The sequence below is a fragment of the Mesorhizobium sp. M1227 genome (assembly GCF_040318315.1).
Lineage (GTDB): Bacteria > Pseudomonadota > Alphaproteobacteria > Rhizobiales > Rhizobiaceae > Mesorhizobium.
The window spans coordinates 98623-122346 of record NZ_JAMYLZ010000006.1; the positions used below are offsets into that span (position 1 = coordinate 98623).

Annotated in this window: 26 protein-coding genes; 4 read left to right on the top strand and 22 right to left on the bottom strand. The window is 63.8% G+C overall.

The annotated features are described in order from the left end of the window. Positions 1-83: 83 nt before the first annotated feature. From NKH28_RS10860 to tesB, 4 genes are all read right to left on the bottom strand, one after another. Complete coding sequence (locus NKH28_RS10860) at positions 84-2741, bottom strand: FtsK/SpoIIIE family DNA translocase (protein WP_352978827.1); 2658 nt, start codon at positions 2739-2741, stop codon at positions 84-86. Between the two features lie 342 nt (positions 2742-3083). Continuing rightward, entirely contained in the window at positions 3084-4406 is a 1323-nt protein-coding gene (locus tag NKH28_RS10865) for an ammonium transporter (RefSeq protein ID WP_502893763.1), read from the bottom strand. Between the two features lie 49 nt (positions 4407-4455). Continuing rightward, complete coding sequence (locus NKH28_RS10870) at positions 4456-4794, bottom strand: P-II family nitrogen regulator (RefSeq protein WP_023679755.1); 339 nt, start codon at positions 4792-4794, stop codon at positions 4456-4458. Positions 4795-5013: 219 nt separating this feature from the next. After that, on the bottom strand, positions 5014-5889 hold the full coding sequence (gene tesB / locus NKH28_RS10875; protein ID WP_352978829.1) for an acyl-CoA thioesterase II: 876 nt from the start codon (positions 5887-5889) through the stop codon (positions 5014-5016). A 100-nt stretch (positions 5890-5989) separates the two neighbouring features. Here tesB and NKH28_RS10880 point away from each other — a divergent pair, with 100 nt between their 5' ends. Next, the gene (locus NKH28_RS10880) at positions 5990-7234 is read left to right on the top strand and encodes a ubiquinone biosynthesis hydroxylase (protein ID WP_352978942.1); all 1245 of its coding nucleotides are present in this window, start codon (positions 5990-5992) and stop codon (positions 7232-7234) included. A gap of 136 nt (positions 7235-7370) precedes the next feature. Here NKH28_RS10880 and NKH28_RS10885 read toward each other — a convergent pair whose 3' ends face one another. From NKH28_RS10885 to NKH28_RS10895, 3 genes are all read right to left on the bottom strand, one after another. Further along, positions 7371-7898, bottom strand: coding sequence for a hypothetical protein (locus NKH28_RS10885; protein ID WP_352978831.1), 528 nt, complete (start codon positions 7896-7898; stop codon positions 7371-7373). Positions 7899-8041: 143 nt separating this feature from the next. Further along, positions 8042-8398 carry a YciI family protein gene (locus NKH28_RS10890; RefSeq protein ID WP_352450152.1) on the bottom strand — a complete coding sequence of 119 codons (357 nt, stop codon included), beginning with the start codon at positions 8396-8398 and terminating at the stop codon, positions 8042-8044. 2 nt (positions 8399-8400) lie between these two features. Next, on the bottom strand, positions 8401-8640 hold the full coding sequence (locus NKH28_RS10895; protein WP_352450153.1) for a hypothetical protein: 240 nt from the start codon (positions 8638-8640) through the stop codon (positions 8401-8403). Between the two features lie 222 nt (positions 8641-8862). Between NKH28_RS10895 and NKH28_RS10900 the strand changes: the two genes are divergently transcribed. Beyond that, on the top strand, positions 8863-9288 hold the full coding sequence (locus NKH28_RS10900) for an OsmC family protein (RefSeq protein WP_031212702.1): 426 nt from the start codon (positions 8863-8865) through the stop codon (positions 9286-9288). 49 nt (positions 9289-9337) lie between these two features. Here the strand turns inward: NKH28_RS10900 and NKH28_RS10905 are convergent, their stop codons facing one another. The 7 genes from NKH28_RS10905 to NKH28_RS10935 all read right to left on the bottom strand — a co-directional run bounded on the left by NKH28_RS10905 (position 9338) and on the right by NKH28_RS10935 (position 14836). Continuing rightward, positions 9338-9979 (bottom strand): YceH family protein, encoded by a 642-nt coding sequence (locus NKH28_RS10905; RefSeq protein ID WP_352978832.1) that lies wholly within the window; start codon positions 9977-9979, stop codon positions 9338-9340. Between the two features lie 353 nt (positions 9980-10332). Beyond that, positions 10333-11112, bottom strand: coding sequence for a succinate dehydrogenase iron-sulfur subunit (locus tag NKH28_RS10910; RefSeq protein ID WP_352978834.1), 780 nt, complete (start codon positions 11110-11112; stop codon positions 10333-10335). Then, positions 11112-11552 (bottom strand): DUF3052 family protein, encoded by a 441-nt coding sequence (locus NKH28_RS10915; protein ID WP_352685320.1) that lies wholly within the window; start codon positions 11550-11552, stop codon positions 11112-11114. Before NKH28_RS10915 ends, NKH28_RS10910 begins: the two co-directional genes overlap by 1 nt. 1 nt (position 11553) lies before the next feature. Next, the gene (sdhA, locus tag NKH28_RS10920) at positions 11554-13392 is read right to left on the bottom strand and encodes a succinate dehydrogenase flavoprotein subunit (protein WP_352978836.1); all 1839 of its coding nucleotides are present in this window, start codon (positions 13390-13392) and stop codon (positions 11554-11556) included. A 4-nt stretch (positions 13393-13396) separates the two neighbouring features. Beyond that, the gene (sdhD, locus tag NKH28_RS10925; RefSeq protein WP_352978838.1) at positions 13397-13792 is read right to left on the bottom strand and encodes a succinate dehydrogenase, hydrophobic membrane anchor protein; all 396 of its coding nucleotides are present in this window, start codon (positions 13790-13792) and stop codon (positions 13397-13399) included. A gap of 1 nt (position 13793) precedes the next feature. After that, on the bottom strand, positions 13794-14213 hold the full coding sequence (sdhC, locus tag NKH28_RS10930; RefSeq protein WP_352978840.1) for a succinate dehydrogenase, cytochrome b556 subunit: 420 nt from the start codon (positions 14211-14213) through the stop codon (positions 13794-13796). 242 nt (positions 14214-14455) lie between these two features. Further along, positions 14456-14836, bottom strand: a complete 381-nt coding sequence (locus NKH28_RS10935; RefSeq protein WP_352470792.1) for a hypothetical protein — start codon at positions 14834-14836, stop codon at positions 14456-14458. Positions 14837-15086: 250 nt separating this feature from the next. On the opposite strand from NKH28_RS10935, the gene NKH28_RS10940 reads away from it, so the two are divergent. Continuing rightward, positions 15087-15446: a hypothetical protein gene (locus tag NKH28_RS10940; RefSeq protein WP_352978842.1), complete on the top strand. Its 360-nt coding sequence runs from the start codon at positions 15087-15089 to the stop codon at positions 15444-15446. Here the strand turns inward: NKH28_RS10940 and NKH28_RS10945 are convergent. Together NKH28_RS10945 and NKH28_RS10950 are read right to left on the bottom strand one after the other, a co-directional pair. Next, the gene (locus NKH28_RS10945) at positions 15430-16650 is read right to left on the bottom strand and encodes a GGDEF domain-containing protein (RefSeq protein ID WP_352978844.1); all 1221 of its coding nucleotides are present in this window, start codon (positions 16648-16650) and stop codon (positions 15430-15432) included. The two genes, NKH28_RS10940 and NKH28_RS10945, sit on opposite strands and share 17 nt — an antisense overlap. A gap of 76 nt (positions 16651-16726) precedes the next feature. Further along, positions 16727-17923: a GGDEF domain-containing protein gene (locus tag NKH28_RS10950; protein ID WP_352978846.1), complete on the bottom strand. Its 1197-nt coding sequence runs from the start codon at positions 17921-17923 to the stop codon at positions 16727-16729. Between the two features lie 161 nt (positions 17924-18084). Between NKH28_RS10950 and NKH28_RS10955 the strand changes: the two genes are divergently transcribed. Next, entirely contained in the window at positions 18085-18396 is a 312-nt protein-coding gene (locus NKH28_RS10955; RefSeq protein WP_023679773.1) for a hypothetical protein, read from the top strand. Between the two features lie 58 nt (positions 18397-18454). Here the strand turns inward: NKH28_RS10955 and leuC are convergent, their stop codons facing one another. The 6 genes from leuC to rplS form a co-directional block, all read right to left on the bottom strand. After that, positions 18455-19864 carry a 3-isopropylmalate dehydratase large subunit gene (gene leuC, locus NKH28_RS10960; RefSeq protein ID WP_352470795.1) on the bottom strand — a complete coding sequence of 470 codons (1410 nt, stop codon included), beginning with the start codon at positions 19862-19864 and terminating at the stop codon, positions 18455-18457. A 248-nt stretch (positions 19865-20112) separates the two neighbouring features. Next, a complete protein-coding gene (locus tag NKH28_RS10965; protein WP_352978848.1) occupies positions 20113-20748 on the bottom strand; it encodes a class I SAM-dependent DNA methyltransferase in 636 nt (211 codons plus the stop codon). Between the two features lie 52 nt (positions 20749-20800). Then, a complete protein-coding gene (locus NKH28_RS10970; protein ID WP_352470797.1) occupies positions 20801-21616 on the bottom strand; it encodes an amino acid ABC transporter permease in 816 nt (271 codons plus the stop codon). A 266-nt stretch (positions 21617-21882) separates the two neighbouring features. Then, positions 21883-22680, bottom strand: coding sequence for a transporter substrate-binding domain-containing protein (locus tag NKH28_RS10975; RefSeq protein WP_352978850.1), 798 nt, complete (start codon positions 22678-22680; stop codon positions 21883-21885). A 66-nt stretch (positions 22681-22746) separates the two neighbouring features. Further along, the gene (locus NKH28_RS10980; protein WP_352978852.1) at positions 22747-22896 is read right to left on the bottom strand and encodes a hypothetical protein; all 150 of its coding nucleotides are present in this window, start codon (positions 22894-22896) and stop codon (positions 22747-22749) included. A gap of 46 nt (positions 22897-22942) precedes the next feature. Then, entirely contained in the window at positions 22943-23482 is a 540-nt protein-coding gene (rplS, locus tag NKH28_RS10985) for a 50S ribosomal protein L19 (RefSeq protein WP_254817835.1), read from the bottom strand. Between the last annotated feature and the right edge of the window lie 242 nt (positions 23483-23724).

Consider the following 23724-nt stretch of genomic DNA (forward strand, 5'->3'; position numbering starts at 1 on the left):
CAGTTGGGCTTAAGTTTGGCGGCCGCACGGCGCCCGTCGTTGCAACGCGCCAAAAGGTTCAAAGTTGCCGGCGCGGACGCGCTCTAGAACTTGTCGTCCTCCGTCGGCACCAGGATTTCGCGTTTTCCGGCATGGTTGGCCGGGCCGACAATGCCTTCCTTCTCCATCTTCTCGATGATCGAGGCGGCGCGATTGTAGCCGATGCCGAGCCGGCGCTGGATGTAGCTGGTAGAGGCCTTGCCGTCGCGCAGCACCACCGCGACCGCCTGGTCGTAGGGATCGTCGGAATCCTCGAAATTACCGCCGTCGCCGCCGCCACTGCCTTTGCCCGTCGGCTCATCGTCATCCTTGTCGTCGTCCTCGGTGATGGCGTCGAGATATTCCGGCACGCCCTGCAATTTCAGATGCGCGACAATCTTCTCCACCTCGTCGTCGGAGACGAAGGGACCGTGCACGCGCTGGATGCGGCCGCCGCCGGCCATGTAGAGCATGTCGCCCATGCCGAGCAGCTGTTCGGCGCCCTGCTCGCCCAGGATGGTGCGGCTGTCGATCTTCGATGTCACCTGGAAGGAGATGCGGGTCGGGAAATTCGCCTTGATGGTGCCGGTGATGACATCGACCGACGGCCGCTGCGTCGCCATGATGACATGGATGCCAGCGGCGCGCGCCATCTGCGCCAGGCGCTGCACTGCGCCTTCGATGTCCTTGCCGGCGACCATCATCAAATCGGCCATCTCGTCGATGATGACGACGATGTAGGGCATCGGCTCGAGGTCGAGGTTCTCCGTCTCGTAGATCGCCTCGCCGGTCTGGCGGTCGAAGCCGGTCTGCACGGTGCGCGAGATCCTTTCGCCCTTTTTCTCGGCCTGCTGCACGCGCGCGTTGAAGCCGTCGATGTTGCGGACGCCGACCTTGGACATCTTGCGGTAGCGGTCCTCCATCTCCCGCACGGTCCATTTCAGCGCCACCACCGCCTTCTTCGGATCGGTGACGACCGGCGTCAGAAGATGCGGAATGCCGTCATAGACCGAGAGCTCCAGCATCTTTGGATCGATCATGATCAGCCGGCAGTCCTGCGGCGTCAGCCGGTAGAGCAGCGACAGGATCATGGTGTTGATGGCGACGGACTTGCCCGAGCCGGTGGTGCCGGCGACCAACACGTGCGGCATCTTGGCGATGTCGACGATCACCGCCTCGCCATTGATGGTCTTGCCCAGCGCCAGCGCCAGCTTGGCCTTGGTGGTTTCGAAATCGCGGCTGGCCATGATCTCGCGCAAATAGACCGTCTCGCGCCTGGCGTTCGGCAATTCGATGCCGATCGCGTTGCGGCCGGGCACCACGGCGACACGGCAGGCGATGGCGCTCATCGAGCGGGCGATGTCGTCGGACAGGCCGATGACCCGCGACGATTTGATGCCGGGCGCCGGTTCCAGCTCGTAGAGCGTGACGACCGGACCCGGACGCACATGGATGATTTCGCCCTTGACGCCGAAATCCTCCAGCACGCCCTCAAGCAGGCGGGCGTTCTGCTCCAGCGCGTCCTTGGACAGGCTGGCGTCGCGCACCACGTTCTTTGGTTCCGACAGGAAGTGCAGCGACGGCATCTCGAATTTTTCCGAGCCGATCAGCGAAGTCTGCGCCTCGCGCTGGACGCGGGCGCCGGGGGCCGGCCGCGGCGCCGGCGCCTCGACGCGCGTCGCGGCGTCGGAACGGAAGTTCTGCACCTTGGCGGTTGGCGCAGCGCGGCGCTGGCCGGCCGGCTCGGGCGCGAAATCCATGTCGTCGTCATTGTCGTCGTTATCGAAGACGTCGGCATCGTCAGGGTCGATCGAGGCACTGCGGTCGTTGACCATGGCGGCGAAGAATTCCGGCTCGACGCGGGCGCGCCCGCCCGGGCTCATCCGCGCCTCGGCGAACTCGGCCGATTCGACCCGTTCGGCCGCCCGCCGCCAGGCGCTGGGGCGCGGTTCCATCTCCGGCTCGAAATCGTCGCGCTCGCGCCGGCGCGCGGCGCGGCGGCGCAGATAGGCCCGCAGCGACAACCACCAGTGGGTGATGGCGCCAAGCGCCAATATACCTTCGTCGCCCTCGTCCTCTTCATTGTCGAAAAGCAGGTCGTCCTGCGGATCGGGCACTGCAGGCTGTTCGAGGACGGCAAAGCCGTTCTTGCGCGAAATCAGCGCCGAGCCATACAAGAATACCCACAGCGCCGGCGCTGCCAGGAGCACGGCGAGCACGCTGGCGACGAGGCCGGTCGGATAGCCGCCGATGACCAGGCCCGGGATATTGAGCACCATGTCGCCGAAGACGCCGCCGAGGCCGGTCGGCAGCGGCCAGGTCTTGGGGGGCACGACGCAGCCGGCAATTGCCGCGCCAAGCAGCGAAAACCCGAACCAGGCCAGCGCCCGTTTCGGCAGCCGGTCGACGCCGCGCGCGGTAAACAGCAGAAATCCCCAGATCACCGCCGGCACCAGCGCCGCAACGGCGGCAAGTCCGAAGAACTGCATGGCAATGTCGGAAAAGACGGCGCCGGCATAACCCATTGCATTGGTTACGCTATTGTCGGTGGCGTGCGAAAAGCTCGGATCGGCGACGTTCCAGGTAGCAAGGGCGGCGACGCCGAAACCAACCAGAGCAAACAGCCCGGCACCGACCAGCCGCCCGACCTGGCGCCTCGCGAACGACCGGATGCCGTGCTCCGTATCGGCCAGCGCAAGCGGTGCTGAAGCCCCTGAACGCATGCTTTTCCTCGTCTGTCGTTGCCCGGCCGGGCGCGGACGCGCAACACGGCAGATTCGGCTGTCAGACTAGCGGCGGGAAGGTTAAGGGCGCATTAACCATGGGCATTCCGCGTCACCGGAACGGGCGACCGCCACCACAGTTCGGAGCCGCTGCGGCCGCTGTTTCACGCCGCCGGCCGATCGAGCACCTTGATCAAGCGATTGTGTGATCGAGCCATAACGGCCGCCTGCGCACAAAAAAAGGCCCGGAAATCTTCCGGGCCTCAAGGCGTGAGCCCTTTCGGGAGCATCACGACGGGATCTTCCCGGCACCGGCAAAACGCCGGTGCCAGCCAATAAACCTCACGGCACCACTTCGCCGTGCTGGCTGATGTCGAGGCCTTCGACCTCTTCCTGGGTCGAAGGACGCAGGCCGACCAGCGCCTTGACGATATAGAGGATCACGAAGCTCGCGATCGCCGTCCACAGGATGGTGAAGACGATACCGTAGAGCTGCTTGCCGACAGAGGCACCCGAGCCAAGGCTGTTGATCGCCGGATCGGCGAGCACGCCGGTCAGCAATGCACCGATGATGCCGCCGATGCCGTGCACGCCGAATGCATCGAGCGAGTCGTCATAGCCGAACGCGTGCTTGAGCTTGACGGCCGAGACGTAGCAGAGCACGCCGGCGACGATGCCGACGATGAAGGCGCCGGTCGGATTGACGAAACCGGAAGCCGGCGTCACCGCGACCAGGCCGGCGACGGCGCCCGAGATGATGCCAAGCACGCTCGGCTTCTTGGCGACGATCCATTCGGCGAACATCCAGGCGAGCGCCGCAGCGGCAGCGGCAACCTGGGTGTTCAGCATCGCGGCACCGGCAAGGCCGTCGGCGGCCAGTTCCGAGCCGGCGTTGAAGCCGAACCAGCCGACCCACAGCAGCGAAGCGCCGATGACGGAGTAGACGAGGTTGTGCGGCGCCATGTTGGTGGTGCCGTAGCCTTCACGTTTGCCGAGAACCAGCGCGCAGACCAGGCCGGCAACGCCGGCGTTGATGTGAACGACCGTGCCGCCGGCGAAATCGAGAACGCCGGCTGTGCCGAGGAAGCCGCCGCCCCACACCCAGTGCGCGATCGGGGCGTAGACCACCAGCAGCCACGCGCCCATGAAGATGAGCAGCGCCGAGAACTTCATGCGTTCGGCGAAGGCGCCGGCAATCAGCGCCGGCGTAATGATGGCGAAGGTCATCTGGAACATCGAGAAGACGAACTCAGGAATGTTCGCCACGCCCGGCAGCCACAGCGAGGAGGTGGTGATGCCGTTGTGGAAGAACTTCGAGAAGCCGCCGAGATAGGCATTCATGCCGCCGCCATCCGAGAAGGCCAGCGAGTAGCCGAACATGAACCACAGCACCGTCACCAGGCAGGTGATGGCAAAGCTCTGCATGATGGTGGCGAGCACGTTCTTTTTGCGCACCATGCCGCCATAAAACAGCGCCAGGCCCGGTACGGTCATCATCAGCACCAGCGCCGTCGAGGTCAGCATCCAGGCTGTGTTGCCGGTGTCGAGCGCGGGCGCAGGGGCAGCCGGTGCCGCCGGTGCCGCTTCCTGCGCGAACGCAGCAACCGTGCCCAGTGCAGCGAGAGCGAGCGAACTTAAAACGGCCGCGCGTCCCGTTATCTTCAAGGTAGAAGGAATATTCATTGAACTCTCCATTGGAATACGTATCCGCAGCTCAAAGCGCGTCGGTGTCTGTTTCGCCGGTGCGAATGCGCACCGCCTGGTCGATGCCGAAAACGAAGATCTTGCCGTCGCCGATCTGGCCGGTCTTGGCCGCCGCGGTGATGGCTTCGACGGCCTTGTCGACCATGTCGACAGCGACCGCGACTTCGATCTTGATCTTCGGCAGGAAGCTGACCGCGTATTCCGCCCCGCGATAGATTTCCGTGTGACCCTTCTGACGTCCGTAGCCTTTTACTTCGGTGACGGTCAGGCCCTGGATGCCGACTGCGGTGAGCGCCTCGCGCACCTCGTCGAGCTTGAACGGCTTTATGATTGCCATCACGATCTTCATAAGGTTTCACCCTTTGCTGTTGCGGGTCCCCGCGTTTGCACGACTTCGCCGATCCCCATGAGAGCCGGAGAGTGCCCGCTAGGATTCAAGCTCCGTGCCAATTGCCGAAGCAGGGTGTTAAGCTGTTGTTAAACAACGAAATCGAGAAGGTCTGGCAGCTGCCTGTTCACAGGCGCGGCAGTGCATATGCTTAAAAAATAGGCAAATTTCGAAAAATGCCTACTCCGCAGGCGGCCGCTTCAGCCGGATGAGTCCTTCTTGGGCAACCGAGGCGATCAAGGTGCCGTCGCGGGCAAACAGCGAGCCGCGGGTAAAGCCACGCGATCCTTGCGTCGACGGGCTGTCTTGCGTGTACAGCATCCAGTCGTCGAGCGGATGGTTGCGGTGGAACCACATGGCGTGGTCGAGGCTGGCTGCCTGGATATCACGATCGAAAATAGCGCGGCCATGAGCAAAGGTCGAGGTGTCGAGCAACGTCATATCCGAGAGGTAAGCGAGCACGGCCGCCTGCGTGGCGCGGTCGGCCGGCACCGGGCCGGTGGTGCGGATCCAGATGTTCTGCTTCGGCTCGAGCTTTTCCCGGCTGGTATAATGCTTCAGCATCACCGGCTTCATCTCGATCGGCCGGTCGCGCTCCCAATAGCGCTTGATGCCGTCGGGCACGGCTTCGCCGAACTTGCACAGCAATTCGCGCTGCGACAGCAACGTGTCGGGCGCCGGCACGTCCTGCGGCATCGGCACCTGATGTTCCAGGCCGACCTCATCCTGCTGGAACGAGGCTTCCAGCGAAAAGATCGCCTGGCCGTGCTGGATCGCCACGACGCGGCGCGTGGTGAAGGAGCCGCCGTCACGGATGCGGTCGACCTCGTAGATGATAGGCACCTTGGTGTCGCCCGGCCGCATGAAATAGCCATGCAGCGAATGCACGTGGCGCTCGGGCTCGACCGTTCGCTGCGCGGCGACCAGCGCCTGGGCGATGGTCTGGCCGCCGAAGATGCGCTGCCAATCGAGCTTGGGGCTGCGACCACGATACAGGTTGTGTTCCAGCTGCTCGAGGTCGAGAATGCCGAGAAGCTCGTCCATGGCTGCCGTCATCTTGACCTCGCCGCAAAATTACCATGGCGGTTTCCGACAGGAACAGCGGGCAGTCAAGGGCGGAATGCCCGGCGACAGTCAGGCTGCGAAAGGAATTGCCATGCTCGACAGCAAGAATTCGCTCGACGTTCTGGTCGCCGGCGCCGGTTATGTCGGCCTGGCCGCCGCCGTGTCGCTGAAGCAGGCGCGGCCGAGCCTCGCCGTCGCCGTCGTCGATGCAGCACCCGCCAGGGTCTGGCAGAAGGACGGCCGCGCCTCGGCGATTGCCGCCGCCGCGTGCCGCATGCTCGACCAGCTCGGCGTCTGGAACGAGATCGCGCCGGGGGCGCAGGCGATCACCGAAATGATCGTCACCGATTCGCGCACATCCGATCCGGTCCGCCCGGTGTTCCTCACCTTCGACGGCGAGGTCGCGCCCGGCGAACCCTTTGCGCATATGGTCGCCAACAAGGATTTGAACGGCGCCTTGCGCCGGCGCGCCGAACAACTCGGCATCGGCATCATCGAAGGCGTCGCCGTCAGCGGCTTCGACATCAACGGCGCCGGCATCACCGTGCATCTTGCCGACGGCGCGACGCTGAAGGCGCGGCTGCTGGTTGCCGCCGACGGCGTCAATTCGAAGCTGCGCGACATGGCCGGCATCAAGACGGTGAAATGGGAGTATGGCCAGTCCGGCATCGTCTGCACGGTGGCGCACGAGCGGCCGCACAACGGCCGCGCCGAAGAGCATTTCCTCCCCGCAGGCCCGTTTGCCACGCTGCCGCTCAAGCCGGGCAAGGACGGCACCAACCGCTCGTCGATCGTCTGGGTCGAACGGTCGCAGGATGCCGAGAAACTGGTCAGTGGCGACACGCTGGTCCTGGAATATGAGCTCGAGCAGCGCTTTGGCCTGAAACTCGGCGAAATCCATCTCGCCGACAAGCCGCGTGCCTGGCCGCTAGGGCTGATCATTGCGCGCGCCTTCGTCGCGCCGCGCATCGCCTTGGCCGGCGACGCCGCCCACGGCATCCACCCGATCGCCGGCCAGGGTCTCAATCTCGGCTTCAAGGACGTGGCGGCGCTGGCCGAAGTGGTGGTCGAGGCTGACCGGCTCGGCCAGGACATCGGCGCGCTCGACGTGCTCGAGCGCTACCAGCAATGGCGGCGTTTCGACACGGTGCAGATGGGCATCACCACCGATGTGCTGAACCGGATGTTTTCCAACGATTTCGGCCCGCTGCGCACTTTGCGCGACATCGGCCTCGGCCTCGTCGAGCGCATGCCCCGGCTGAAGGGGTTTTTCATCCGCCAGGCGTCGGGTCTGTCCGGCGACACGCCGAAACTGTTGAAGGGCGAGGCGATCTAAACAGGCCCTGAAGCTTCCCCAACTTCGTCATCCCTGGGCGTAGCGACGCGAAGCGGAGAGAAGACCCAGGATGACGAAGCGATCAGGCGTCTCGGCTTAATCGCCATGCGGTCTGCCGAATTTCGTATCAGGGGACTTAGTTGACCTCGAAGCCCAGCTTCTGGCGCAGCCGCAGCATGCGCTGGTCGGGAATCTGCAGGTTTTGTCCGCCGGCTTCCGCCGCACGGCTGACCATCCGCAGCAGATCGCTCCTTTCGGCCGCGTCGAGCCGTTCGCGCAGGAACGGTGCCAGCTTGTCGATTACGACCGTGGCGTCGTCGATTTGCGATGCCGCCCATTTGGCGTAGATCACCGCTTCATCGGTCTGTTTTTTGTCGGCAATCTCCGAGATCACCGATCGAATGGCAGCTTCGCGTTGCGGCAGCACAGGACCATGTTCGGAAACGATGGCGGTGATCAGCGTCGCGGCGGCGACGACCGGGTCGTCGATCGCCGTCAGCGGCGAGAGCGCCGCCTGCTTGCGCAGTTTCTTGCGGCGGACGTTGCCCTGCACGCGGCCAACCACGTCGGCAACCTCACGCGCCGCGTCGTTCATGATCTTCAGCCGGTACCACCAGAAACCCGCTGCTCCGAGCAGGCCGATTGCTGCAATCAATATATGCATGCCCCGAAATCCCCCGATCTCGGCGACGATAGGAGAAGTATTGCTTCGCTTCAACACGCAAAAGTTGCGTCCGGCGAAGAAAACGAAAGCCCATGCCAGTCGTTGGTCGCCACCGCTCCGTGGAGGAACTTATCGAGACATCTCTATGACCCGGGCACCTTGTAGATCGCCCGCACCTCGATCGTGCCGATTTCGGCCAGCGGAATCTCGCCCGCGATCTCCAGCGCCTCATCGAGGCTCTCGGCCTCGATCATGACGAAACCGAGCAACTGCTCCTTGGTTTCGGCGAAGGGGCCGTCGGTGACCAGCCGCTTGCCCTTGCGCCTGCGAACGGTTTTCGACGTTTTCACCGATTGCAGCGCCTGCGCGATGATCAGCATCCCGCGTTGGTCCAATGACCGGTCATGGGCCATCGAATCGGCGTCGAGCTTGGCCAGCCTCTCGGGGGTCATTGCGTAGAGATCTTTTTCTTCACCATAGACCAGGCAAACATACTTCATTTTTATCTCCATTCCTGGCTTGAAGCCGAAGACGAGGCTACGGAAATCTCCGCGGAGCCCTTGCCTGCCGCAGAATCGAGACCGGCCGCAGCATAGTCGAGAAGAGATACCGCAATCCCAATGATGGCAATCGCCGCAAGCAGTCGGCCGAAGCCGGAAGGCTGCAGGCGCGACCAGTCGGCTTGTTGTTCACCGGCCCTGTGGCCGGTGCTTGTCCAGTGAGCAGAAAACAGATTGTTCATGTGGTCCTCCATCCGGCCACCAAGTCCATGGCCGCCCGCAGGACGGCCGGGACAGATGGAAGTCGACATTTTTGCACGCATATTTTTTTCGAATTTTTTTCGCTCGACATGATGTGTCACGCCGCCGCCGATACGAAAGCGTGGGTGGCCTTCGCTCCCGCGCGCGCTATAGTCGACTGGATGCCGATCACGGGCTCAGCCACGACAATCAAGGAGGAATTGATGGACCGCACCGCCAACGCCGTTTGGAAAGGCAGTTTCAAGGAAGGCAAGGGCACGCTCGATACACAGAGCGGGACGCTGAAGGGCACGCCCTATTCCGCCAAGATGCGTTTCGAGGACGAGAGCGGCAAATCCGGCACCAACCCGGAAGAGCTGATCGCCGCCGCCCATGCCGGCTGCTACGCCATGCAGCTTTCGCATTTTCTCGCCGAGAACGGCACCCCGGCTGCCGAGCTCGACGCCAAGGCCGTGGTAACGCTGGTCCCCGGCACCGGCATCACCGGCAGCGCGATCACGCTGGTCGGCAAGGTACCGGGCATTGATGCCGCCAAGTTCAAGGAATTGGCCGAGAAGGCCAAGGCCGAATGCCCGGTCTCGAAAGCGCTCGGCGCCATCAAAGTATCGCTCGACGCCAGGCTCGGGTGAGAGCTGGTCTGCGAAAAGCGGGCGATCCTTCGCGCCCCCTCTCGAATGATTATTGGCTTTTTTCGCCAACGAGCGCGTCGAGGCGGGCGCGCAATGCCGCGACCTCCTCCTCGAGGGCCCGCACGCGCATTTCCATATCCGACGCCGGCGAGGACGACTGCAGGGGTGCTGCGGCAGCCGACAGCTGCGGCGGCCCGCTGAGCAGATGGACGTAGCGATCCTCGCGCTGGCCTGGGCCGCGATCGATCTGCTGCACCAGCGGTGGCCGGCGGCCGATCAGCAGATCGAGATTGCCGCGAAGCTCGTCGATCGACGGCAGCCGCGCCATGCGCTCGCTTCGCGCCAGCAATTCATAGGCCGTCTGCGGGCCGCGCAGCAGCAACAGGCCGAGCAGCGCGATCTGCGCCGAGGTCAGGGAAAAGCGCTGCGCCACGATATGCTCGTAGCGCTCGACGCGCGACGCGAACACCTGCCTGATGAGGCCCTTCTGCTCGAGCTGGCCAAGCGCCCGCCTGACCTCGGCAAGCTCGACCGACATTACCGGCTCGCGCGCCGTCTTCTGGTTGGCCGCCGCATGTGCCGCGTTGAGCGTCAGCGGATAGACGTCCGGCGTCAGCTCCTTCTTCTCGATCAGGCAGCCGAGCACGCGGGCTTCGATGGGAGAGAGGATGGGAAGGTCGGAATCGGTCATAAGTTTGCTATCCTTTCGAACTCGGCGGGACAGCGCCCCCTCTGTCCTGCCGGACATCTCCCCCTCTAGTGGGGAGATTGGCTGTCATCACCGCTTCGCCACTTTTCAAGGCTGCAGAAAGGGCGCTGTCCTCCAAGCTGCTAATCTCCCCCCTGTTTGGACCGGAGACATCGCGCTCGTGTCCTCGAATGGCACCCCGAACCTCCCGGCGCAAAGCGCGCCAAACTGTTCGCGATGTCCTCGCACACCTGTTCGCGATGTCTCCGGTCCAAACACCCCCTTGAGGGGGAGATGTCCGGCAGGACAGAGGGGGGCGCGAAGGATCACTGCCGACGAGATGATCCGCCCGCCGCCTATACCCGCCGTTCCACCATCATCTTCTTGATCTCGGCGATCGCCTTCGCCGGGTTGAGCCCCTTGGGGCAGGTTTGGGCGCAGTTCATGATGGTGTGGCAGCGATAGAGCCGGAACGGGTCTTCGAGATTGTCGAGCCGCTCGCCCGTCGCCTCGTCCCTGGAATCGATCAGCCAGCGATAGGCCTGCAGCAGCGTCGCCGGGCCGAGATAGCGCTCGCCGTTCCACCAGTAGCTCGGGCAGGAGGTCGAGCAGCAGGCGCACAAGATGCACTCGTAGAGCCCGTCGAGCTTTTCGCGATCCTCATGGCTCTGCAGCCATTCCTTGGCCGGCTCGGGCGACACCGTCTTCAGCCACGGCTCGATCGAGGCGTGCTGTGCGTAGAAAGTGGTGAGGTCGGGCACCAGGTCCTTGACCACGGCCATGTGCGGCAGCGGATAGACCTTGATCGCGCCGGAAATGTCGTCGCAGCCCTTGGTGCAGGCCAGCGTGTTCGAACCGTCGATGTTCATGGCGCAGGAGCCGCAGATGCCCTCGCGGCAGGAGCGGCGCAGCGTCAGCGTCGGATCGATCTTGTTCTTGATCCAGAGCAGCGCGTCGAGCACCATCGGCCCGCAATCGTCCATGTCGACGAAATACGTATCCATGCGCGGGTTCTCGTCATCGTCCGGCGACCAGCGGTAGATGCGGTATTCGCGCAGATTGGTCGCGCCCTCCGGCTTCGGCCAGGTTTTTCCGGCCATGATCTTCGAGTTTTTCGGAAGCGTGAGTTCGACCATTACCTCAGGTCCTTTCGGATGACGAGCTTCAGCCCGGACCAGATCTCGTTCACGGCGGCGACCTTGACGTCGACGAGGTCGAGCTTCAGCGCCTCTGTGCGGATAACGTCCTCGGTGACGTCGGTCGGCACTTTCGATGCCTTCTTCGGCCATGACACCCAGACCATGCCGTCCCGCTTGATCGCCGCTTCGACGTCGCCTAGACGGTCCTCGATCTCGATACGCTGCCGGGTGAAAGCATGTACGGCATCGTATTTCTCATGAACGCCCGAAATCGCCGACCAGTTGGCCAGCCGGTCGAGCTCGGCAAAATCCACGGCTTCGGTCAAATCCTCGAGTTCGGCCGGCAAGGCGACGAAAGCGGCAATCATCCCGTCCTTCAGGCCGAGCTTGGCCGGAAGGGGCGTGCCGGAATATCCCGCAACCGCCAGCAGCCTCATCTCAATACACCCTGGCCTTCGGCGCGATCTTGGCCGGGTTGATGCCGCCGTCTGCTTCCCTAAGCAGCGTTTCGGTGTGCACCGGCCGGTAGGTGAGCGCCACCTCGCCGGCCTCGTTGAGCCGGGCCAGCGTATGCTTGCGCCAGTTGGCGTCGTCGCGCGCCGAAAAGTCCTCCCGCGCGTGCGCGCCGCGGCTTTCCTTGCGCGCCTCGGCGCCGTAGACGGTGGTGATGGCGTTGGCCATCAGGTTTTCCAGCTCCAGCGTCTCGACCAGGTCGGAGTTCCAGATCATCGAGCGGTCAAACACCTTGACGTCGCCGAGTTCACCCCAGATCTGCGAAATGCGCCTGCAGCCGCTTTCCAGCGAGTCCTGGGTGCGGAACACCGCCGCGTCCTCCTGCATCGCCTTCTGCATCTTTTCGCGCAAAACCGCTGTCGGCGTCGAGCCGTTGGCGTGACGCAGCCGGTCGAAGCGGTCCATGATCTTTTCGACGGCAGCCTCGTTGGGCGAAGGGATCGCCGATGTGCGGTCGATCACCTGGCCGGCCCGGATTGCCGCCGCACGGCCGAACACCACCAGGTCGATCAGCGAGTTGGAGCCCAGCCGGTTAGCACCGTGCACCGAGGCGCAGCCGGCTTCGCCGACCGCCATCAGCCCGGGCGACACCTGGTCCGGATTCGACGCCGTCGGGTTCAGCACCTCGCCCCAGTAATTGGTCGGCACACCGCCCATATTGTAGTGGACCGTCGGCAGCACCGGGATCGGCTCCTTGGTCAGGTCGACGCCGGCAAAGATCTTTGCCGATTCCGAAATACCCGGAAGCCTCTCGTGCAGAACGGCCGGGTCGAGATGGTCGAGATGCAGGAAAATGTGATCCTTCTTGGGGCCGACGCCGCGGCCCTCGCGGATTTCCAGCGTCATGCAGCGCGAGACCACGTCGCGCGAAGCCAGATCCTTGGCTGACGGCGCGTAGCGCTCCATGAAGCGCTCGCCCTCGGAATTGACGAGATAGCCGCCCTCGCCGCGCGCGCCCTCGGTGATCAGGCAGCCGGCGCCGTATATGCCGGTCGGGTGGAACTGCACGAACTCCATATCCTGCAGCGGCAGGCTTGCGCGTGCGGCCATGCCGCCGCCATCGCCGGTGCAGGTATGCGCCGAGGTGGCCGAGAAATAGGCGCGGCCATAGCCGCCGGTCGCCAGCACCACCATCTTGGCCGAAAAGCGGTGGATGGTGCCGTCGTCGAGGTTCCAGGCGACGACGCCGGTGCAGGTGCCGTCCGGCTCCATGATCAGGTCGAGCGCGAAATACTCGATGAAGAACTGCGCATTGTGCTTCAGCGACTGGCCGTAGAGCGTGTGCAGCATGGCGTGGCCTGTGCGGTCGGCGGCCGCACAGGTGCGCTGCACCGGCGGCCCCTCGCCGAAATTCATCATCATGCCGCCGAACGGCCGCTGGTAGATTTTCCCGTCCTCGGTGCGGCTGAAGGGAACGCCGTAGTGCTCGAGCTCGTAGACCGCCGCCGGCGCTTCGCGCACCATGTATTCTTGAGCGTCGGTGTCGCCCAGCCAATCTGAGCCTTTGACGGTGTCGAAGAGATGCCACTGCCAGTTGTCGGGCCCCATATTGGCGAGCGAGGCGGCGATGCCGCCCTGCGCCGCAACCGTATGCGAGCGCGTCGGGAACACTTTGGTGATGCAGGCGGTGCGCAGGCCCTGCTCGGCCATGCCGAGCGCGGCGCGCAGGCCGGCGCCGCCGGCGCCGACGACCACGACGTCGAATTTGTGATCGACATAGCTATAGGCGGAAGCCGTGTTGGCGTTCTTCGCGTCCTTGGCCAAAAAATCAGCCTCCAAATGCCAGTTTAAGCAGGGCGAAGACCGAAGCGACGCCGACGACTACGGGAAAGAATGTGTTGAGGGCGAGCAGCGCCAGCCTGGTGCCTTCGCCATGCACATAGTCTTCGATGATCGCCTGCATGCCGAGCCGCATGTGGTAGAGCACCGACAACAGCACCAGCGCCAGCACCAGTGCAACGAACGGATTGGCAAGTGCGGCGCGCACCTCGAGATAGCTGGCGCCGTTGAGTGCGATCAGGAAGCCGACGAAGAACAGGACCAGCGGGATATTGGAGATCGCCGTCAGCCGCTGGCGCCAGAAATGGCCGGTGCCCTCGCGGGAGGAACCGAGGCCGCGGACCTTGGCCAGCGGCGTGCGCATGTCGGTGTTCTTGCCGTTCATGTCAGGCTCCCCGCGCCATGTAGCCGGCGATCCAGATCAGCAGCGTCAGCGTGACCGAGCCGGCAAGCGTCGCCCAGGCGATCCTCGATGCCGTATGCTTTTCCAGCCCTGCCCCAGTGTCCCAGATAAGATGGCGCACGCCGCCCAGCATGTGGTGCATCAGCGCCCAGCTGTAGCCGAACAGCACCAGCCGTCCCAGCCACGAGCCGAAGGCCCAGTTTACGGCGTTGAAGGTCGCCTCCGAGCTCGCCGCCGCCATCAGCCACAGCGCGACCAGCAGCGTGCCGAAATAGAGCGCCCCGCCGGTGATGCGGTGGACGATCGACATCGTCATGGTGATCGGCGGCCGATAGACGGTCAGATGCGGCGAAAGCGGCCGTTCATGCCTGGCAAATTCGCGGGTGGCTGGTGATTTGCTCATGGCTCCCCCAGTTCGGCGTCTCTGGAGCCTCAGGTGGGAATGCGGCATTACCGCTTCCGGTTGCGACTTCAGACAGCCGGTTTCTAATGCTCTTTTTGCACCGCGTCAAAGCCGGAAAACCGTTTCGAAAACGTAATTTAGTCTGATGAAAGCCAGGCTTTCAGCTTCAATCGATTAGGGCTGTCGCCTTGCGCCGGCACAATGTCGCCGCACTGCAAAATATGGCTGGCGCAAGGGGCGGATCAGCGCTTGCAGGCCAGCGGTGGTGCACCGCCCTTCATCACCAGCGCCTCACGCCCATCGATCACGATTGCGTCATGCGCCTCGCCGTAACGGCTGGTCTGATTGGCCGGTGAGGCCGGCAGCTCGGCGCTGGCGCCGTTCTGGCCGAGGACGCGCACCGACGTGCCGAGATTCTCGATGGTCATCACGCTGCCGTCGGCGCAGTTGTAAGTAGCTGTGCGCGGCTGCGGTGCCGTCGGTTCGCTAGCAGCCGGAGCAAGCGACACGGAAGCGGCGGCCGTGTTGCCGAGCTTGGGCGCGCTGGTCTGCGGCGCGCAGGCGGCTGCAGCCAGCAGCGGCGGAATGGCCAGCGCCATCCGAAACGTGCGGCGTAATCTCATGCTGCTTTCCCCGCGCATCGAGCCCGCCGCGATGCTCCGGCAAGCCACCGGATTTCATGCTTTTTGAGTCGCGCCCGATGCTGGGGATGGTGGGAACAAGGCATGGCCGAATGATGGCCGGTGGGCGATCGGGCATTAACCATATTTTCCGAGACCTCGCCCCTGCTGCGGTTGCCCTCTTAACAAAGGTTAATAAAAGGTTAATTTCTGATTCGAGGAGGCTTGCCTCTCAGCAATGGAGTAGCACGCCATGCATTCGAATTCAGCAGGATCGCGCCTTCCCTGGTTCCTATTGGCGGCGCTCGCCGTCGGCGTCGTCGCACCGGCATTCGCCGGGACGCGCCATCATGACCGCGTCTATGCCGATTCCTTCGGCAATCTCGTCATCGACAGCGCCGCCGGCTACAAGCGTATCCTCGTTGGCGAGGGCAAGCTGGCCAAGGAATTGTCCGACTACACCAGCGCCGGCCAGCCCGACGTGATCTACGAAAACGAATCGGACGATGTCCGCGGCGGCGACTACTATAGGCCGCCGGTTTTCGTCAAGGGCCGCAGCTATATGTACGGCCTCTCCGACGGCGAAATGCCGGAGCTCAGCCCCTGCCGCTGACGGCCACGCCGCCCTTGGTTGACGGCGCCGGCAGGGCAACAGCCGGCCCCACCGAGACACGCACGCAATCGCGACCGCTGCCCTTCGCCTGATAGAGCGCTTTGTCGGCGCGCCGCAACAGGTCGGAAAAGCTTTCGCCCGGACCAAGCTCGGCAACGCCGAAGCTGGCGCTGCAGCGGTGATCCGCGGGCAGGCAGTCGATCGGCGTGGCACCGAAGGCGCTCCGCGTACCCTCGGCAAAGAGCCGGGCGGCGGCTAGATTGGTCCCGGGCAGGAAAATCGCGAATTCCTCGCCGCCGATGCGGCCGGCGACATGATGGTCGGCCGCGGCATCGCGGAGAAAACCGGCAAAGCTCTCGATGACCCGATCGCCCGACGCGTGGCCGTAAGTATCGTTGATGCGCTTGAAATGGTCGAGATCGGCAATCACCAGTGCCGCTGGAACGGCGCGCCGCATGGCGTCACGCAGTGCGATCTCGGCATGGCGCTCGAAGCCGCCACGGTTGAGCAGCCGCGAAAGCGTGTCGGTTTCCGATTTCGACGTCGCCTCGGCGAGCACGTCGCGGACCAGGATAGCCAATGTCACCAGCGCAAGCGCCAGGCCGAACACGGTGCCGACCGACTGCGACACCAACGCATAGCTGGTCTGCGCATAAGATTGCGGGTTGGCGCCCCAGCCACCAAGCGCATGGGCGATGAAGGGTTTGCTGGCGAACTGCAAGGTGCTGGCCGCCAGGACAGCCATCAGCATATAGTCGAGCCGCTCGCGTCTTTGCCTGGACGACAAGACGATCGCCAGCCCGGTGAACTGCATGACCGCATAGGGAAGCTGGTAGGCCGCCATTCGCACAAAGGATTGGCGTGGCAGGTCCTGCACGAAGTAGACCGCGAGGGTGGCGAAGACCAGGAAGAACAGCATCGGCGGCCAAGGCGGCGAAACGCGGTATTTATGGGCAAGCCCGCCATTGAAGGCGACGGTAGCGCCAAGGAAGGCGGCAAAGGCGGCGACAACCACGGGGCGCGCATTGTCGAAGGCAGGAATGCTGAACTCGATCGCGAAATAAGCCGTGCCGAGCACATAGCCGAACGCCAGCCAGCGTGCCGACACCCGGCCGGCGTCATAGACCGCGATCGTCATGAAGGCCGCCGCCAGCAGCCCTGCAACGAACAGGTTGATCATCAGGATGAAATTAGCGCTGCCCATGGCGTTTTGGCACTCCCCCCGAACAGCAAATCACCAACGCGCGAAAAAGACGTTAATTCGAAGCCGCCGCTGACGCTCAGCCAGCACTGGTCCGATTGGGAAGGACGACCGTTTCAGGCCGCTGATAGGACAGGTATACGCTGTCGCGGCCACTCCTTTTGGCTTTGTAGAGCGCTTCGTCGGCGCGGCGCATCAGCGGGTCCAGCCCTTCGTCGCTGGTGCGGGCGGCCACGCCGAAGCTCGCGGTCACTCTTGTGTCGGGCGGAAGTCCGTCGATTCTGCCCGCCGAATAGACCGTGCGAATGGCTTCGGCAAACAGTCTTGCCGCGCCAAGGTCGCTGAGCGGCAACAGCACGGCGAACTCTTCGCCGCCGATACGGCCGGCAACGCCGCGCGTACCTGCAGCCCACAGAAGCTTGGCAGCGAAGTCGGCGATGACGCGATCCCCGGCTGCGTGGCCATGCTGGTCGTTCAGCGCCTTGAAATGATCGAGATCGGACAGCACCAGCGCAACCGGCAATCGCGCCGTGGCACAGTGCTGCAGGACCAGCGTGGCGCGCTCCTCGAACCCGCGGCGGTTGAGCAGGCCCGACAGCGGGTCTGTCAGGGTTTCGGTCTTCAGAGCCTTCATCACATCGAGCGCGGCGGCGCCGAACAGGCAAAGCGCGATGAGCAGCGACAGCAATGCATGCGACAGCAGCGCCGTCGTCCAGTAGGACGAGGAGTAAAGCCCTTCATAGCTGGTGAACGGCCCATGCGCGATGACGACGGCAAGCGTCCGCCCCAGGAAGTTCAGGCCGGAAAGCAGCGACAGCACGAACAGGATCATTTCTGTCGGGCCGTTGTTGCGCACCACGCGCAACTCGGCGGCGACAACCAGGCTGATGCCGCCGAAGCTGAAATTGATGGCAAGGATGCGCCAGGTGAGATCCGGCCGGGCAAAAAGAAACCACGAGAACGCGGCCAGGCCGCCGCAGGCCAGAATGCCGACCGCCGGGTAAGGCACGCGCCGCCCATAGCGCGCAATGACCGCGCCCGCGAGACAGCAGGTGGCGAAGGTGAAGCACAGGATCGAGATGAGCTTGGTCGGCGCCATGCCGACCGGCAGCGTGAAATACTGGAGCAGGAAGCCTGCGGCCGAGGCCGAGTAGCCCGCCGCCAGCACAGCCAGATAGGGACGGTGGCGCTGATAGAACCACAGCACGAGAAATGCCGCGCCGAGTGTGAGGGCGATGCCTGGATTGAGCAGCGCTATGAGCAGGCCGGTGTCCAAGCGCTGTAATTTCCCCTCGCTTCCCCTTGGAGGACCTTAGAGCGGAAGCCCAAACAAGCGGTTAAGCGAAAGCGAATATACGACAGGTGCGTCGACAAAGCCGCTGAGCGGAACCGCGAACGGCGAGCGGCGTTTCACGACGGCAACCAGGAGACGCTCCGATGGCCGACACGATCATGCTGACCGATCACGATGCAATTCGCTCATGGGCCGCGGCACGCGCCGGCTTTCCGGCGATCGTCGACGTGTCGCCCGAAGCCGGAACGCAGCCCATGCTGAGGCTGGTCTTCGGCCAGCATGCCTATCAGGACCAGGATGAGGCCGAACGCCCGGTCAATGCCGGCGGCTACGAACTGGTCGAATGGGATGAATGGTTCAAACTCTTCGACGAGCGCCAACTGGCGCTGGTCGTCGCAAAGGACCAACCCGGCCGCCGTGAGGGATTCCACGAATTTGTCAGGCGGCCCGACTGAAGAATGCCCGAACCGCATTGCGCCTCGGGCTCCTCATATCCGACTGCGCGCGCCTGCCCTATTTCCACTCGCGGATGTCGACGAAATGGCCGGCGATCGCCGCCGCCGCGGCCATTGCCGGCGACACCAGATGGGTCCGGCCCTTGAAGCCTTGGCGCCCCTCGAAATTGCGATTCGAGGTCGAGGCGCAGCGCTCATGCGGCTTCAGCCGGTCGTCGTTCATGGCAAGGCACATCGAGCAGCCCGGCTCACGCCAGTCAAAGCCGGCGGCGACAAAGATCTTGTCGAGGCCTTCGGCCTCTGCCTGTTCCTTGACCAGGCCGGAGCCCGGCACGATCATCGCACTGACCCGCGGATTGACTTGTCTGCCCTCGATCACCTTGGCGGCGGCGCGCAGATCCTCGATGCGGCCATTGGTGCAGGAGCCGATGAAGACGCGATCGAGTTCGATATCGGTGATCTTGGTGCCCGGCTTCAGGCCCATATAGTCGAGTGCGCGCTGCTTGGAGGTGCGCTTGTTCTCATCAGTGATGTCGTCCGGGTTCGGCACGATGCCTTGCACCGAGACCACGTCCTCGGGCGAGGAGCCCCAGGAGACGATCGGCGGCAGCTTTGCCGCGTCGAGCACGACCACCTTGTTGAAATGCGCGCCTTCGTCGGACTGCAGCGTCTTCCAGTAGGCGAGCGCGGCGTCCCAGGCTTCGCCCTTGGGGGCGCGCGGCTTGTCCTTGACATAGGCGAAGGTGGTCTCGTCGGGCGCGATCAGGCCGGCGCGCGCGCCGGCTTCGATCGACATGTTGCAGATCGTCATGCGGCCTTCCATCGACAGCGCACGGATTGCCTCGCCGGCATATTCGATGACATAGCCGGTGCCGCCGGCCGTGCCGATCTCGCCGATGATGGCAAGGATGATGTCCTTGGCGGTGACGCCTTCCGGCAGTGCGCCGTCGACGCGCACCAGCATGTTCTTGGCCTTGCGCTGAATCAGCGTCTGCGTCGCCAGCACATGCTCGACTTCCGAGGTGCCGATGCCATGCGCCAGCGCCCCGAACGCGCCATGCGTCGAGGTGTGGCTGTCGCCGCAGACGATGGTCATGCCGGGCAGCGTAAAGCCTTGCTCGGGACCGATGATGTGGACGATGCCCTGGCGGATATCCTTCTCGGAATAATATTCGATACCGAAATCCTTGGCGTTCTTGGCCAGCGCCTCGACCTGGATGCGGCTTTCCTCGTTCTTGATGCCGAACTTGCGCTCGGGCGAGGTCGACACATTGTGGTCGACCACGGCCAGCGTCTTTTCCGGATGCCGAACCTTGCGGCCGGTCATGCGCAGGCCTTCGAAAGCCTGCGGGCTGGTGACTTCGTGGACCAGATGGCGGTCGATATAGAGCAGGCAGGTGCCGTCGTCCTGGCGGTCGACGACATGGTCGTCGAAAATCTTGTCGTAGAGGGTGCGCGGTGCGCTCATTGCTTAAATCCGTCGATTTAAAAAGGGAAAACGACGCCGGTCGGACCGGCGAAACAGCCTGGCGAGTCTGCCCTAGCTAAGTCGGCTGGTCAGCGCCCCGCAGACGCGCGCGGAAAATCGCGACGGCAGGCGTTTTCTGTCCTGCAGCACGAAACCCTTATAGGCCGGATCGCCAAAAAGCTCTTCCATGGCGCTGCTCATATCAATGTTTTGGCTTTTCAGCAATCGTGGCGGCCTTCGCAGGCGCTTCACAGCACCTCGAACACAAACGTCTTCACCAGCGCGTCGGGCTCGGCGATTGCGTAGCAGCGGAACCACGGGCTCTCCTCGACCGGCCGCCATTTTTTCGCCTGCTCCAGTTCGCCAAACACGGCTTGAAACCCGCCGCTTTCAAAAACCTGGTCGCGGACCGTGAAGATGGCGTGGCCGCCCGTCCTGGTGATGCGTACCAGTTCATGCAGGCCCGACGCCGGTGCGTGGCTGATGGTGAACACGCCGGTCGAGAAAAAGGCGCGGAAATACCCGTCCGCCCAAGGCAATGGCCCGCCGAGCATCGCCTGTTTCAGCTCGCTGTAGACCTGCCGGCTGCCGGCGATTTTCAGCATGTCCTGCGACAGGTCGAGCCCGGCAATATCGTGGTAGCCGAGTGCCTTGAGCGACGGCCCCGACAGGCCGGTGCCGCAACCGGCGTCGAGCAGCGGCCCTTCGCCCGGCGGCACATGGCGCGCCACCCAGGCGGTGATCAGGAACGGCAGGAGATAGCCGAGCGCCGCGGTTTCGCCGTCATAGGTCGCGGCCCATTGCGCATAGGCCTTGGCGAGCGTCTCGGGCGTGTCGGCCGTATAGACCGCTTCCAGCGCCGCATTGGCCTTGTCGATGATCATGGGTCCTCCCCGGTCGCGTCCGCTCGATGGTAGCGCCGTTTTCGCCTGCCTTCTATTCCCCATGCTGGTGGCGCAGCCGCTTCTCCAGCGCCCGCAAGGCCAACGACAGGCCGACGGTCAGGATGAGATAGATATAGGCGACGATCGAATAGGTTTCGAAGAAGCGGAACGAGCCGGCGGCGTAGATCTTGCCCATCTGGGTGATGTCGGCGACGCCGAGCACCGAGACCAGCGAGGAATCCTTGACCATGGCGACGAAATCATTGCCGAGCGGCGGCAGGATAGTGCGGATCGCCTGCGGAAAGATGACCAGCCGGAAGCGCTGGGTGCGCGTCAGCCCGAGCGCCTTGGCCGCTTCGATCTGCCCCTTCTCGACCGCCTGGATACCGGCGCGGAACACCTCCGAGATGAAGGCCGAATAGCCGATGGTCAGCGCCATGACGGCGCGCCAAAGCAACGACACGTCGCGTACCAGCAGCTCACCGAAGAGGCCGGCGCTTTGCAGCGGCGCCATCAGCGCGTTCCATGCCGCGACGAAGGCCGGCGCGCCGGCAAAGGCGATCCAGAACAACAGCACCAGCATCGGCACGCCGCGGATGATCTCGACGTACAAGCGGGCGATCTGGCTGAGCCAGCGTGAGCCCGACAGGCCCATCAGCGCGACGCCGAGGCCGATCGCGCAAGCCAGCGCGAAGGCGACCACCGTGACGAAGATGGTGACGCCGATGCCCTTGGCGACGGTTGCGAAGACCTGGGCATAGACGTCGCTGGCAGCGATGAAGATGGCGGCGGCCAAGGCGATCGCCACGGCCACGGCAAGCCACCACGGGAAGTCGGATTTGGCTGAGGCGAGAGGCGCCGACGGCATCAAGCGGTACCGATAACAGAGTCACGAAGGCAGCGTTCTGTCACACCCCCCTCTGGCCTGCCGGCCATCTCCCCCTCAAGGGGGGAGATCGGCAGCTTTGACCTCGCGGCCCGTTCTGCAACACTGAAAATTGGCGAAAGCCGATGCGAAATCCGATCTCCCCCCTTGAGGGGGAGATGTCCGGCAGGACAGAGGGGGGTGTACGAGCGCAGAGTCAGCGCGAGTTCCCGCGCACAATCGTCATGAAATGCGCGCAACAAGCGGGCCTACTGCCCCATCTTGTAATCAAGGAACCACTTCTTGTTGAGCGCGTCGAGCGTACCGTCGGCCTTGAGCGCGGCGATTGCCGCGTTGACCGGCTTCACCAGGTCGGAGCCCTTGGGGAAGATGAAGCCGAAATCCTCGGTGCCGAGTGGGCCGCCGATCAGCTTAAGGCCGCCATTGGACGCATCGATATAGCCCTTGCCGGCAGTGCCGTCGGTGAGCACGACGTCGACGTCGCCGGCCTTCAGCGCCTGCACCGTCGCGCCGAATGTCTCGAACAGCTTGATGCGCGGGTTCTGCTCGTTGCCGTCGAGCACGCTGTAGACGGCGGTGTAGAAGGGCGTGGTGCCGGCCTGCGCGCCGATCAGCCCGTCCTTGAAGGCGGCGAACGTCTTTGCATCGGTGAAGCGCTTCTCGTCGCCGCGCACCAGCATGAACTGTTCCGAGCGCATATACGGATCGGAGAAATCGACCTTCTGCTTGCGGTCGTCCTTGATGGTGATGCCGGTCATGCCGATGTTGTACTGATTGTCGGAAACCGCCTGGATCATCGCGTCCCAGGAGGTATTCTGGTACTCGACCTTGAAATTCAGCCGTTTGGCGATCTCGTTCATCGCGTCATATTCCCAACCGATCTGCTTGCCGGTCTTGGCATCGATGAACTGCAGCGGCGGATAGGCGTTTTCGGTCACCACCACCACTTTCTTGCCGCCGAGGTCGGGCAGCGCCTGCGCCAGAGCCGCGACAGGCACGAGAAGGCAAGCCAGCAGGCCGGCCAGCAGCAGTTTCGAATTGATCATGACGATGCTCCCCAGGAACTGAACCGCCTCGATCGGCCGAGGCATGCAGGAAATCCGGCGCCGACTTTAGCTTTCCGCCGGCGCCTTGCAAGCCGCTCCGATGCGGCGTTCGGCACGAAAATGGATTTCAATGCTTTCAACGGCGGCATTACGGAACGATCCGTATCGATTGCGGCCGATGCAGCCCGGCAAAATAGAATCCGCCTCGCGAAACAAAAAGGCGGCCGAAGCCGCCTTTCCGAAAATACGTTCTTGAAGAGCCTTATTCGGCGGCAGCTGCTTCCGCGGCCTTGGCGGCCTCGTCGGCGGCCTTTTTCTCGGCGGCGTCCTGCGCGGCCTTCTCGGCGGCCAGCGCCTGGGCGGCGGCCACTTTCTCGGCCTCGATGCGCGCCTTCTCGGCGTTCAGCGCATCGCGCTCTTCGTCGTTCAGCTTGCGGGCGCGCACGCCGGTGTTTTCCGAAATGCGGGCCGATTTGCCGCGACGGTCACGCAAATAGTACAGCTTGGCGCGACGCACCTTGCCGCGGCGCACGATCTCGACGCCTTCGACCATCGGTGAATAGACCGGGAACACCCGCTCCACGCCTTCGCCGTAGGAGATCTTGCGGACGGTGAAGTTTTCCTGGAAGCCGGCGCCGGCGCGGGCGATGACGACGCCCTCATAGGCCTGGACGCGGGTGCGGGTGCCTTCGGTCACACGGACCTGGACGCGCACGGTATCGCCGGGCTGGAATTCGGGGAGCTTGCGCTTGGCTTCGATCTTGGCGGCCTGCTCGGCCTCGAGCTGACGGAGGATGTCCATCTCAATAATCCACTTCTTGTTCTTCCGACAGTCAGAGCGTCCGACACTCGCCTTGCAGTCGCATCGACCGCTCGGCTATGCCCTTCGTTCGAGAACTTCTGTTCGAGAACATCGGGCAGGGGCGACTACACCGTCATTGTTGACGGGCCAGAAGATCGCTCTTGGCATATTTTCTTCCGGTTCGGCGCGCACATACAGCTATTTCGGCGCTTTGTCACGCCTTCGCTGTTTCTTTTTTGGCG

Excerpts from the sequence above, each read along its gene's own strand:
- NKH28_RS10860 (WP_352978827.1), bottom strand. The coding sequence starts at position 2,741 with ATGCGTTCAGGGGCTTCAGCACCGCTTGCGCTGGCCGATACGGAGCAC.
- NKH28_RS10870 (WP_023679755.1), bottom strand. The coding sequence starts at position 4,794 with ATGAAGATCGTGATGGCAATCATAAAGCCGTTCAAGCTCGACGAGGTG.
- tesB (WP_352978829.1), bottom strand. The coding sequence starts at position 5,889 with ATGACGGCAGCCATGGACGAGCTTCTCGGCATTCTCGACCTCGAGCAG.
- NKH28_RS10880 (WP_352978942.1), top strand. The coding sequence starts at position 5,990 with ATGCTCGACAGCAAGAATTCGCTCGACGTTCTGGTCGCCGGCGCCGGT.
- NKH28_RS10885 (WP_352978831.1), bottom strand. The coding sequence starts at position 7,898 with ATGCATATATTGATTGCAGCAATCGGCCTGCTCGGAGCAGCGGGTTTC.
- NKH28_RS10890 (WP_352450152.1), bottom strand. The coding sequence starts at position 8,398 with ATGAAGTATGTTTGCCTGGTCTATGGTGAAGAAAAAGATCTCTACGCA.
- NKH28_RS10895 (WP_352450153.1), bottom strand. The coding sequence starts at position 8,640 with ATGAACAATCTGTTTTCTGCTCACTGGACAAGCACCGGCCACAGGGCC.
- NKH28_RS10900 (WP_031212702.1), top strand. The coding sequence starts at position 8,863 with ATGGACCGCACCGCCAACGCCGTTTGGAAAGGCAGTTTCAAGGAAGGC.
- NKH28_RS10905 (WP_352978832.1), bottom strand. The coding sequence starts at position 9,979 with ATGACCGATTCCGACCTTCCCATCCTCTCTCCCATCGAAGCCCGCGTG.
- NKH28_RS10910 (WP_352978834.1), bottom strand. The coding sequence starts at position 11,112 with ATGGTCGAACTCACGCTTCCGAAAAACTCGAAGATCATGGCCGGAAAA.
- NKH28_RS10915 (WP_352685320.1), bottom strand. The coding sequence starts at position 11,552 with ATGAGGCTGCTGGCGGTTGCGGGATATTCCGGCACGCCCCTTCCGGCC.
- sdhD (WP_352978838.1), bottom strand. The coding sequence starts at position 13,792 with ATGAACGGCAAGAACACCGACATGCGCACGCCGCTGGCCAAGGTCCGC.
- sdhC (WP_352978840.1), bottom strand. The coding sequence starts at position 14,213 with ATGAGCAAATCACCAGCCACCCGCGAATTTGCCAGGCATGAACGGCCG.
- NKH28_RS10935 (WP_352470792.1), bottom strand. The coding sequence starts at position 14,836 with ATGAGATTACGCCGCACGTTTCGGATGGCGCTGGCCATTCCGCCGCTG.
- NKH28_RS10940 (WP_352978842.1), top strand. The coding sequence starts at position 15,087 with ATGCATTCGAATTCAGCAGGATCGCGCCTTCCCTGGTTCCTATTGGCG.
- NKH28_RS10945 (WP_352978844.1), bottom strand. The coding sequence starts at position 16,650 with ATGGGCAGCGCTAATTTCATCCTGATGATCAACCTGTTCGTTGCAGGG.
- NKH28_RS10955 (WP_023679773.1), top strand. The coding sequence starts at position 18,085 with ATGGCCGACACGATCATGCTGACCGATCACGATGCAATTCGCTCATGG.
- leuC (WP_352470795.1), bottom strand. The coding sequence starts at position 19,864 with ATGAGCGCACCGCGCACCCTCTACGACAAGATTTTCGACGACCATGTC.
- NKH28_RS10965 (WP_352978848.1), bottom strand. The coding sequence starts at position 20,748 with ATGATCATCGACAAGGCCAATGCGGCGCTGGAAGCGGTCTATACGGCC.
- NKH28_RS10970 (WP_352470797.1), bottom strand. The coding sequence starts at position 21,616 with ATGCCGTCGGCGCCTCTCGCCTCAGCCAAATCCGACTTCCCGTGGTGG.
- NKH28_RS10975 (WP_352978850.1), bottom strand. The coding sequence starts at position 22,680 with ATGATCAATTCGAAACTGCTGCTGGCCGGCCTGCTGGCTTGCCTTCTC.
- rplS (WP_254817835.1), bottom strand. The coding sequence starts at position 23,482 with ATGGACATCCTCCGTCAGCTCGAGGCCGAGCAGGCCGCCAAGATCGAA.